Here is a 10,253-nt window from a genome sequence, read left to right as displayed (position 1 = left end):
TCTCATGCTGCGCGACGTGAACCAGAATTACCTGTCGCCGTTGCAGCCCGTGTATCCGTCGATGCGCCTCGGAAGTCAGGGCGACGCGCCGAAAGCACAGTGCGTGACGTGCCACAACGGTGTCTACAAGCCGCTGTACGGCGCGCAGATGGTGAAGGATTACCCTGCCCTCTGGGGGCGGCCGGATTGGAACGGCGTGCCTTTCAAGGGAGTAGGTACCATGGTCGTCGACACCGCCTCGAAGGCGCCTGCGGGGATTGTGACCACCGTGAAGAAGTCCGCCGCACTTCCTGCCGCATCCACCACCGGTGTACCGGTCGGCGGATCGGCGAGCGGAACGCGCTAGCGGTTCTTCCCGCATTTCTCGAATGCTGCGCAACGGGCCACCGGCCCACCGCGCGGCACCCCCGTGGCGCTCCGGCGTCACGGGGTCTTGCGTTCAAAGACCTTAGCCCTCAAGAGCGCGGGATCAATTCTCACGAGCTAGGCGTACGCCTTGCAGCGTCGCGCACCGATGCGTGTTTCGCCCGTGCGGGCCATTGGCCCGTCGATCTTCCCTCTTCCCCACCGCGCACGTGTCTACCCGCCGCCTTCCGGTCTACATCATGGCCGACGTCTCCGGCTCGATGCAGGGTACGCCGATCGAGTCCGTCAAATCGGGCATCCGTCAGCTCCATCGCGACCTCATGGGAGATCCACAGGCCATCGAAAGCGCCTACCTCTCCGTGCTCACGTTCGCGAATAGCGCGCAACAATTAGTGCCGCTGACCGAAGTGGCCGCCTTCAATCCGCCCGATTTGTCGGCCAGCGGGAACACCCACTTCGGCGACGGATTACGGCTCCTGCTCGAGGTGTTCGATCGCGAACTCGTGCGCACCACCGCCGAGGTGAAAGGCGATTGGCGACCGTTGGTGTTCATCCTCTCCGATGGCGCACCGACCGACACGGAGTGGCCCATCTACGCGCAGCAGCTGCGCGAGCGGCGACCCGCCAACATCATTGCCGTGGCGTGCGGTGATCAGGCGGATACCCAGGTGCTCAAGCAGGTGACGGAAAGCGTGATCCAGATGCAGGACATGTCGCCCGACGCGTTCAAGGCGTTCTTTCGCTTCGTGTCAGCCTCGGTGAAGCAGACGAGTGCCAAGGTCGGCGCGCTGTCCGACGGCGCCGGCATCACGCTGCCGCCGCCGCCGCCCGGCATCACGATCGTTCCCTGAGTCGTGACCACACCAGAAGTGTCGAACGGCGACCTTGGGGCATCAGTCGTCGATTCCGCAGCGCCGCCAAGCGACACCAGGACGCCGCGCGCTACGTGGACAGAGAAGCCTCCAGAAGGCCCGTGGTGCCCCGAGAGCTGGCTGGGGTACCTGGATAGTGTTGCACCCGGCTTGTGCCCGCCGGACGGCCTCCACGCGCCCATGGAGGCCGCCGGCACGCGCACGGCGGCGGGCCCGTGGTCGCTGGTGGTGGCCTCGCGGCGAGGACGCCTGCACGCGCATCGGGGCGAGCACCGCGAGGATGCGGGCACCGTCCTCACCTTCGCCGGCGGATGGTGCGCCGCGGTGGCCGACGGCGCGGGCTCCGCGACATGGAGCCGCTTGGGTGCGGCGATCGCCACCCATGCCGCGACGCACGCCACGCGCGAGGCGCTGCAGCATGGAGCTGCGCCCGCGTCGGCCGTCGGTCCAGCGCTGCAGCGCGCCGGCCGCGAAGCCAACGCGGCCATGCGACGCTTCGCCGAACTCGCCGGACTGTCGTTGCGTGACTTGCGGACCACCCTGTTGTTGGTGGCGTCACACGCGGGGGCGCTCGCGTCCGTCCAGGTCGGAGACGGTGCCATCGCGCTCGTCACGCACGAAGGGGATGTCATATTGCCGCACGCCGGTGACGCCGGTGAGTTCTCGGGCGAAGTCACCCACTTTCTCCCCGACGACGGTGCCGTCGAGCGGCTTGGGCTATCGTTCGCGGTGCGATCGCTCGATGGCGTGCAGGCGATCGTCGCGGCCAGCGACGGCGTCGAAGATCCGTGGTATCCGTTCGCCCGTCACGCGACGGCGCTCGTCTCGCAATTGCAGGACGGCGTCACGGATGCCAATGCCGCAGCGGCCGGTGTGACGCAGCCGCTGCGCGGCAACGTGCTCCGTGCACCCGATCCGGTGCGCACGCTGCTCGAGTGGCTCGCTTTCGAGAAGCGCGGCGAGAACGACGACCGAACGCTGTTCGTCGCATGGGAATCGTCGCCGTCCGCCTGACCGATGGGCGTGTCCTCCAGATCGAGGACGAGCCCGTCGGCACCGGCGCGGAGAAGCGCGTCTTTCTCACGCGCGACCGTCAGTACGCCGTGGGATTCTTCTATGGGCACCTCTCGGATCGCCGCGAGCGCGTCGATCGTTTGACGCGCATCCTGACGACGTACAATCCGACGCTCGCCACGAACGGCGCGTACTGGCTGCCGTACTTCTGTTGGCCGGTCGGCATGGTCGATGGCCCGCACGCCGTCCCCCTCGATTTCGCACGACGGCAGCAACTCGTCTGGCCGCCGCTCGCCGTCGTCATACCCGCCTACAAGCCGTCGTTCTACTTCACCGATCGTTTCGGCCAGCGTCAGGAGAAGGAGGTCCGCTGGTTCTCCGGCGGCAAGGCGTCCAGGCTCGTCCCCCTCGCGGAGACGGGGAGTCTTCTCACGCGCCTCCAGATTGGCGTGCGACTCGCGCGCGCCGTGCGACGACTGCACATGGCGGGGCTCGCGCACGCCGACCTATCGAACAAGAACGTATTGGTCGATCCGAAAGGTGGCGAAGCGTGCATCATCGATATCGACTCGCTCGTCGTGCCCGGCGTCGCGCCGCCATCCGTACTCGGCACGCCCGGCTACATCGCGCCCGAAGTGCTGGCCGGCAAGGCCCAACCGTCCATCGCGACCGACAAGCACGCGCTTGCCGTGCTGCTGTACGAGTTGCTCCTGCAGCGTCACCCGCTGCGAGGGAAGCGGGTCAACAGCACGCGGTCGGCCGAGGAGGACGAGCACCTGTCGATGGGAGCGAAGGCGTTGTTCGTCGAACATCCCACGGACCGACGCAATCCCCCGTCGGAGCCGATCACAGTGCCGTTCACGCGCCTCGGTCCGTATCTCGCGCGCTGCTTCACGCAAACGTTCGTCGATGGCTTGCATGCGCCGCCGCGTCGCGCAGACGCCGCGGAGTGGGAGCTTGCGTTGTACCGCACGCTACAGCTGCTGCACCCGATGGCCTCCGGCCAATGGACGGTGATCGGTCCGGGACTCCCCATGACGTCGATGCGTGGCGATGAACGCGTGGCCGGCCCTGTCATCGTGGCGCGGAACCTGCGCGACACGGGTGCGGCCCTGATCGACGAGGGCGATGTCCTTGTGCTCTGGCATCATCTGGCGCTGCATGATTGGCACCTGCGCGTCGGCGTGCTCCCCAATGAACGCGCGGTACGTGACGCACGTGGCTATGTGGCCCAGCACGCCGGGAAGTGGTGGCTCGTGAACACCAGTGAGACCGATTGGCACGTGATCGACGGACCGACCATCGGGCGCAACGCATCGCTCGAGTGCACGCCGGGCACTACGGTTCGTATCGGCGACGAACGCCCCGCGCGCGTCCTGCGGTTCGACCTGTTGCACTGAAGCGTGACCGTGCCGGCAGAATACGATCTCTTCGCGCGCGCGACGACGGCGTTCCGCACGACGTACCGCGCGCACGAGGCGCTGTTCGCTTCTGCCCCGGATCAGTTCCGCAACCTTGTGCTCGATCAGTGCGGCAGCGATCACCGACCACTTGTCGAGTTGCTCCTCTCGCTCGGCCCGCTGGTGTGCGCCCGACTCGCCGATCCAGAGCCTTCTACGCCGTGGCACGTGCGACGCGCTCCCGTGGTGCACCATATCGTCGCCACCCGATATCTCCAGCCTGAGGTGGCACGTTGGGTAGTCGACGCGTGGGGTGCCGCCCTACAGATCGCACCCGAACGGGTCGATCGGCCCACCGTTGATCGGCCCGAGCTCGTGACCGATCCGGCGCCCGTACGTCTCGAGGTGGTTGCCGGTACCCGGATGCCGACAACAATCGGTGCGCGAAAGGCCTCCTCCCCCACGTCGCCGAGCTCACCCGGTCGGCCACAGCCTCCATCGTGGGCCGGCGGGCCTGGTCACCTCCGGATTGGCGCACGCGGAGCTGCCAACCCCACCGGCCAGACAACCCACCCTGCCAGTACTCCCCGATGGCGTACGTCTGGACCGCCGCTCAATGCGTTGATGGTCGCGCAGGCACGCCGCGTCGAGCGTATCTGGTTAGCGGTGATGGCATGTACGCTGCTCGGTGTGTTCGTGGCTGCCGCCTTCGGCATCGCGAACCGCAAGGCGGCCGCAATAGCAGAGGCATCGGTGCTCCCGGCGGTCCCGGCCGGCTCCTCGCCCGATGCCATCGCCCGCGCCTCGGTCAGTCCCATGGCACCACTCCCGGCGGCAGTGGCCGTTACACCCATAGCGGCAGCGTCCGCCGCGGGGCGTTCTGCCCCAACCATGGCGATCGCGGCGCCGGCGCCGGGTGAGGGAGCGCAACTCATTTCGGCAGGACTTGGTGGCCATTATCGCGTGGCGCTGCGAGTGCGCTCCGTCTCCGGCACTCCCAGCTGTTCCCAGGTCGCCGACGCCCTCGCACAAGGCCGCACGTCCATCGAGGTGATCGCGCACACGCCGGGAACGCTTTCGTTCTCGATTGCGTCCCGTAATGTGGAGGGGAGGTTATCGCCGGATGGGCACTTCGAGTCCGGAATACGAACGGGCACGACGGATGGCGTCCGATGGAGCTTTCGCATGACGGGACAGTTCACGACCGCAGGGCTCGTTGGCGAGACGCAGACAACCACCGAGGCGATCATTCGATGGAGACGCACGCAATCATGCCTCACGATGGCGGACCTCGTCGCTGAGCGCCTTCGCCCGTGAATGACTTCGTCGATCCGCGGGTGCGCGTCCGCGGGGCGCTGCGGCGGCTCCTTCGCGAAGGGGAGCCCGCCTGGGACGATGAGTCGCTGGCGAGGTTTCGCAATCGACTCCTGGACGAGACGGGCAGTGATGCCCGCCCGTTGGCGGAGTTGCTGCTCGAGGCGGTGCGACGCGGGATCCGACAGCAGCTGTCTGATCTGGCGTCGGAGCCCGCGCGCTGGGACACCGTCGTCTCGCCGTTCATTCTGCGCTGGTCTGCGGAACGTTTCGTTCAGCCCGAGATGGCCCGCTGGGCGGTCGAGTGTTGGGGATTGTCCTTCGGCGTTATCCGCGACGACCAGGTGATGATCGCGCCGGCGGCGCGGGCGGCAGGGACGACCGCATCGGTCCCGCGTATCGCGACCTCGGAGCGAACGCCGCCGCCGGCGCGCAGTGCGATTTCTGCGGTAGCGTCCGCCCCCCGCCGTGGGATGCCGCCCACGCCGATCATCGCGCCGAGGAGTCGATCCGGTGCGTCGTCCATGGCGAGACCGCAGTCACGATCGATGGCTGCACCGGCGCGCCCGAGCACGGCGCAATCAATCAATTGGTTCCCATCACTCAGCACACGCATGGCGTACGGAATCGCGTGGCTAGCCGCCGCGTCGTACGTGTTCTTCATCGTGACCATCGGCCTCGGGATGCGGAAATCGCGCAAGGCTGAAGAGGCGGCCGCAGCCGCGGCGGCGGCGGTGAGTCCGGTGTCGAAGCCGGCGCCGTCTGAGGTCGTGAACTCGGCGAGTTCACCTATTGGCCTCCCCACCAGGATCGCGACCAGCATCTCGGGCGTTCCGTCTTCTCGTCTCGACGATGCCACGCGTATGCTCGTGGTCGAGCCCGTGCGGCGAGCTGAGGGGGCAGCGGTTCTCCCGTCGGCAACGGCACTTACGAAACCGAAGGTTGCTCCCGCGACCTTCGACCGGATCGAGCTCGTGAATGGCACACGCATGTCCGGAAGGGTGGACGTGATCAGGGCCGGCGTCGTCGTGTTCCGCGACGGGCAGACCGGACTTCGTCACGAGTTTCGAAAGGACAGCATCGAAGTGATCATCACCGAGTTCGGCACGTCGGTGCGCTTCCGGTCGCCGGCGATGACTTCACGTGCCGACGACGGTGCGTCTCGCGGAGCATACAACTCGGCCACACGATCCAGCGGTTCGTCCGTTCGGCGGCGCGGCGTCGGCGGCCGGTACTTGGTGCGTTACGACGCTGCGACGTCCCTCGGATCGCGCGAATGCGGGTCGGTCTGGACACGTTCCCCGGGTGCGACCGATCAGGCCTTGGCGACACACATTCCTGACGCCGACACACTGCTTCTCGCATTCGTCGGCGGCCAGAACTTTCCCGCCAACGTCGACGCCGACGGGAACTTCGCCTCAACGTCGCGCATCGTGCCCGATCAGGCTCGCACAAGCACTGCCCTCGTCACGCGCCTTACCGGTCGATTCACGAACGAGGGAACGCTCTCGCTCACTGTGAGCATCGTCTACTTCCGACGGATGCGCGCCGGTGCCGACCTAGCCTGCACCGTACAGGTCAATGCCTCCGGCGTTCGCCAGGACGCGCGCTGACCCGCTACGCCCGTTGCCGGCTACCTGTTCAGGGAGTGCCCACCGACTGCGGCGACGGCCCGAGCACCAACAGTTGGTCGAACGCCTCGATCTGCGTCGGTCCGAAACTCGTGATGGTAACTTGTTGCGTAGTGGCCGGGTCATGCAGAACGAGCCGCCCGTCAGTGTAGCGCACCAGCCGGAAGGGCTGCGTTCGACCGATTCCCGCCAACGAGCGTTCGCGCGTCAAGGCACGCAGAGCGCCTCTCAGGAATCCGTTGGAGGCTGGCGGGAGGTTCGCCGCGACCGCATGGGTCTGCGCGTCCTCGACGAGAATGCCACCATCCTTCAAATCGGTGAAAGTCAGTTGGCGCTCCGCCAGGACCACCGACGGCGTCTCACGAAAGGCGCCGAAGCCGAAAAAACGCGCCGAAATGGCGAGAATGAAGACGACGACAACGAGCGCACCAGCCATGTACAGAGCGGGCTTTGGTACATGCATCGCCTCTGGAGCCCCGGGGCGCGCCCCAGGTTCCGGCTCGAAATGAATAGGTCCGTTCATAGCGTGTGCTGGGCGCTGGAAGTCAGGGTACGATCTACGCGACTACGCGCCGACGGGATGGCCGAGGGCGCCGACGCCCAGCGTTGGCTCGTGCGCGGCGATGCGCTCGAAGCGCGGTTGCTGATCCGAGGATGGTGCGGCAATAGCGGATGCGAGGATCGCTCCAACCGCCTTCGCATCGATAAGCCCACGCAACAACGGTTGCGGGTGGTTGATCTTCCACACTCGACAATGCGGCCACAACGCAATGTACGCGAGCCGATGCTCTTTCTGCGGCGTCAGCAAGATCTGTCCTGTTCCGTCCTTGAAGACGGCGATCCCCGCCGACTGGAGTCGGCTGAACGGCAGGTTGATCGACATCGGAACGACCATGCCGATCTTCAACACAATGCGCTTGTTGGTGATGGCGTACCACGTGGTGCGCGCCGTCACGCGAGCGAGCGTTTCCAGGATGACCAAGACGATCACCGAGAGTCCGATGGGCACACCCAGACCGGCAAAAAACGCCGACGAACCGAAGGTCTCCGTGGTATCGGCCATCCACCACGCGAGCATACCGGCGAAATACAACGCGATCAAGCGGCGATGATAGACATGGGTCGCCACCGCACCTGGGGCGGGCGCGCCCTCCCACAGGACGTGTTCTCCGGCGGGCAACGGGTGCGGCACGCCGCGGATGTACGCGGCAGGTGCCGCACCGTTTTCGGTCATATGAGCGGCTCGCTCCGACTCGCCGTTGCGTACAGGTGACCACCGGCATAGTACGCCATCACCTTGTCCTCCTCGAGCAGGGTAATTTGGTCGTCACGCGTGATGGCCGGCACGTCTGCGAACTGCGCAGCGGTGATGGCCCGCACCAAGAGGCGATCATTGCCCCACAGCCCGAAATTCGGCCACTGCACGTATCCGGCGGGGAGCATGACACGACGCTCGCTTCCCGTAAGCTGCACTTCGTAATAACGCACCTGCGGTTCGGAGCGATCCACCCAAAGCTCGAGCACCGTTCCGGCGATCGCCTTATCGAGTGCGTAGACCGGAAGCCCGCGCGGGTCAGGATCGCCTTTCGCTACGGTGAACGTCGGATCAAGCCGCATCGGGACAATTTTCGCCGCTCCGTGGAAGGTGCGATCGGGCACGTCGGCGCGATTGGCCCAGGATCCCGGACCCACGCCTGCCAGCATTGGATTGCCCGTTGGCACCAGTGGGGAGCCGTTGTAATTGTCGACGGGCACCGCGTTGATCTCAGTCATCAGTGTGAACCCTCGCCGTCATGCGGACGATGAATGAAGGTCTTGGGGCCTGCCCCCTTCGGCCACCCTTCTCGGGGGCCCTGCGGGGACTCGAGAGGATACCCTTCGCGCTTATCTTGACGCCGGATATAAATGATGAGCCCCGCGAAGAAGATCCAGAACGCGTACAGGGTGATCTGCGCACCGTCGATATACTGCATCACAAGAACTCCGGCGTTGAAGGGTGGTCAAGCAGGGATGTCAGCCAGCCCGAACGGACGTAGGCTGCGGTCACGCACGGCCTGACCGGCGGCGCGACGGGCGACGAGGGGGCCAAGGGCTACCAAGGTGGCGAACAACACGAGAATTTCCATGTGATACACTACCGAATACGGTACAGATGGCAAGTTGAGTCCGGGACTCAGCGCGCCGCGCTGTACCAAGTTCGACAACCAGTCCTTCATCACGCCACTGAGCGCAAATGAAAGGCCTTCGGCGGTGGCGAACACGGCACCCCACGCGCCCAACGCGATGCCGTGCTGGGAGGCGTCCCGCATGTCCATCGCGAAACACAGGGTCCCGACGCCGAAGAAGCCCTCGCCGAAGCCGATCAGCGCAACTCCGACGCGAAACAGCAGCGGTGACTCGAGCGGACTGGCGAAGACGATCATGGCGAAGCCCGCGATGCCGACCAGCACTCCAAGCGCGGCCAACCGAATGGGATCGTGATGCCGGCGGAGCATCGCCGCCGAGAGCCCGAAGGCGATGATGGCGCCGAACGCCATGATGCCGGTGAGCAACGTCGTCTCGGATACCGTGAGCCCCAGGATCTCACCGCCGTAGGGCTCGAGGAGCACATCCTGCAAGTTGAAGGCGAAGAATCCGAGTCCGGATGCGACGAGCAGCCGCACCGCTTGCCCGCCCGCCGAGAAGGTCCGCCAAGCCTCGCGGAACATCGGTCGGCGTTCCCCCTTTTGGTACTCGACGACGCCACGCTGCAGGGCTTCCTGCTTCCAGAGCGAGATCAGATTCACGACGATCGTGAACAGCGCCGTTCCCTGAATGACCTGGATAAGTTTGAACGGGGAGAAGTCGCGCAGCGCCGACTCGAGAATGAGCGCGCTTACGAGCGTGCCAAGCAGCATCATGAGGTACATGAGCGCGATGACTCGCGGCCGCTTGTCTTCGCTCACAATGTCGGTGGCGAGCGCGAGGCCCGCCGTTTGCGTTGTGTGCGCGCCCGCACCCACCAACAGGAAGGCCACCGCGGTACCCGCGTAGCCAGTCCACCACGGGCCCACGCGCGGTCCGTCGGACAACACCAGCAGCGCGAAGGGCATGATGGTGAGCCCCGCGAACTGCAGAAGCGTGCCGCCCCACAGGTAGGGAATCCGCCGCCATCCCAGGATGCTGCGATGCGTGTCGGACCGAAACCCGATCAGCGCGCGGAACGGCGCCACGAGAAGCGGAATTGCCAGCATGATCGCCACCAACGATGCCGGCACCTTCAGCTCGAGGATCATGACCCGGTTCATCGTGCCGACGAACAGCGTCTGCACCATCCCCACCGATAACTGGAAGAGCGACAAGCGCAGCAGCCGACTGAGCGGCATTTCCGCCGTCGCCACATCGGCGAACGGCAGGAAACCCGTGCCCAAGCGCTGCCACCTACGAACGGAGCGGGAGGACGTCTTCACCGACGGTTCAAGCATCGAAACTCACCAGACCGGCTGCATGCGCACGTCCGCCGGCAATGCCTGCTTGTGCGCCGGCTGCAGGAACAACCGGAGGAAGATGAGCGCATTGGCGGCTTTGAGCGCCGTCACCTTGATCGTCGAGACGATACCGCCCCGCGCTTCCGCCTTGCGCATCGCGTCGGTGTTCTGCCACATGCGACCGAGCAG

The 10,253-nt window shown here is 65.9% G+C and carries 11 protein-coding genes and 1 pseudogene; 6 read left to right on the top strand and 6 right to left on the bottom strand.

Annotation, left to right across the window (positions count from 1 at the left end; all coding sequences use genetic code 11):
* The 6 genes from ACESNG_RS15805 to ACESNG_RS15780 form a co-directional block, all read left to right on the top strand.
* Positions 1-346, top strand: a 346-nt coding sequence (locus tag ACESNG_RS15805) for a photosynthetic reaction center cytochrome c subunit family protein (protein WP_373069685.1), incomplete at its 5' end; no start/stop codon positions are given.
* A 229-nt stretch (positions 347-575) separates the two neighbouring features.
* Complete coding sequence (locus ACESNG_RS15800) at positions 576-1,217, top strand: VWA domain-containing protein (RefSeq protein WP_373062822.1); 642 nt, start codon at positions 576-578, stop codon at positions 1,215-1,217.
* Positions 1,218-1,220: 3 nt separating this feature from the next.
* On the top strand, positions 1,221-2,252 hold the full coding sequence (locus ACESNG_RS15795) for a protein phosphatase 2C domain-containing protein (RefSeq protein WP_373062820.1): 1,032 nt from the start codon (positions 1,221-1,223) through the stop codon (positions 2,250-2,252).
* A complete protein-coding gene (locus tag ACESNG_RS15790) occupies positions 2,228-3,652 on the top strand; it encodes a protein kinase domain-containing protein (protein ID WP_373062818.1) in 1,425 nt (474 codons plus the stop codon). The genes ACESNG_RS15795 and ACESNG_RS15790 overlap by 25 nt, the downstream gene beginning before the upstream one ends.
* Positions 3,653-3,655: 3 nt before the next feature.
* A complete protein-coding gene (locus tag ACESNG_RS15785) occupies positions 3,656-4,969 on the top strand; it encodes a hypothetical protein (RefSeq protein WP_373069683.1) in 1,314 nt (437 codons plus the stop codon).
* Positions 4,966-6,579 (top strand): hypothetical protein, encoded by a 1,614-nt coding sequence (locus ACESNG_RS15780; protein WP_373069681.1) that lies wholly within the window; start codon positions 4,966-4,968, stop codon positions 6,577-6,579. The genes ACESNG_RS15785 and ACESNG_RS15780 overlap by 4 nt, the downstream gene beginning before the upstream one ends.
* A 28-nt stretch (positions 6,580-6,607) precedes the next feature.
* On the opposite strand, the gene puhC is transcribed toward ACESNG_RS15780, so the two are convergent.
* The 6 genes and pseudogenes from puhC to ACESNG_RS15750 form a co-directional block, all read right to left on the bottom strand.
* Positions 6,608-7,060: a photosynthetic complex assembly protein PuhC gene (gene puhC / locus ACESNG_RS15775; RefSeq protein WP_373062812.1), complete on the bottom strand. Its 453-nt coding sequence runs from the start codon at positions 7,058-7,060 to the stop codon at positions 6,608-6,610.
* A 102-nt stretch (positions 7,061-7,162) separates the two neighbouring features.
* A complete protein-coding gene (puhB, locus tag ACESNG_RS15770) occupies positions 7,163-7,831 on the bottom strand; it encodes a photosynthetic complex putative assembly protein PuhB (protein WP_373062810.1) in 669 nt (222 codons plus the stop codon).
* Positions 7,828-8,370, bottom strand: coding sequence for a photosynthetic reaction center subunit H (gene puhA, locus ACESNG_RS15765; protein ID WP_373062808.1), 543 nt, complete (start codon positions 8,368-8,370; stop codon positions 7,828-7,830). Before puhA ends, puhB begins: the two co-directional genes overlap by 4 nt.
* The gene (locus ACESNG_RS15760; protein WP_373062806.1) at positions 8,370-8,570 is read right to left on the bottom strand and encodes a hypothetical protein; all 201 of its coding nucleotides are present in this window, start codon (positions 8,568-8,570) and stop codon (positions 8,370-8,372) included. The genes puhA and ACESNG_RS15760 overlap by 1 nt, the downstream gene beginning before the upstream one ends.
* A 27-nt stretch (positions 8,571-8,597) precedes the next feature.
* On the bottom strand, positions 8,598-10,061 hold the full coding sequence (locus ACESNG_RS15755) for a BCD family MFS transporter (RefSeq protein WP_373062804.1): 1,464 nt from the start codon (positions 10,059-10,061) through the stop codon (positions 8,598-8,600).
* 6 nt (positions 10,062-10,067) lie between these two features.
* Positions 10,068-10,253: pseudogene (locus ACESNG_RS15750) on the bottom strand (magnesium-protoporphyrin IX monomethyl ester (oxidative) cyclase); the annotation flags it as partial.

This window comes from Gemmatimonas sp. (assembly GCF_041689975.1).
Classification (GTDB): domain Bacteria; phylum Gemmatimonadota; class Gemmatimonadetes; order Gemmatimonadales; family Gemmatimonadaceae; genus Gemmatimonas.
This window is presented reverse-complemented; position numbering and strand designations above follow the sequence as displayed.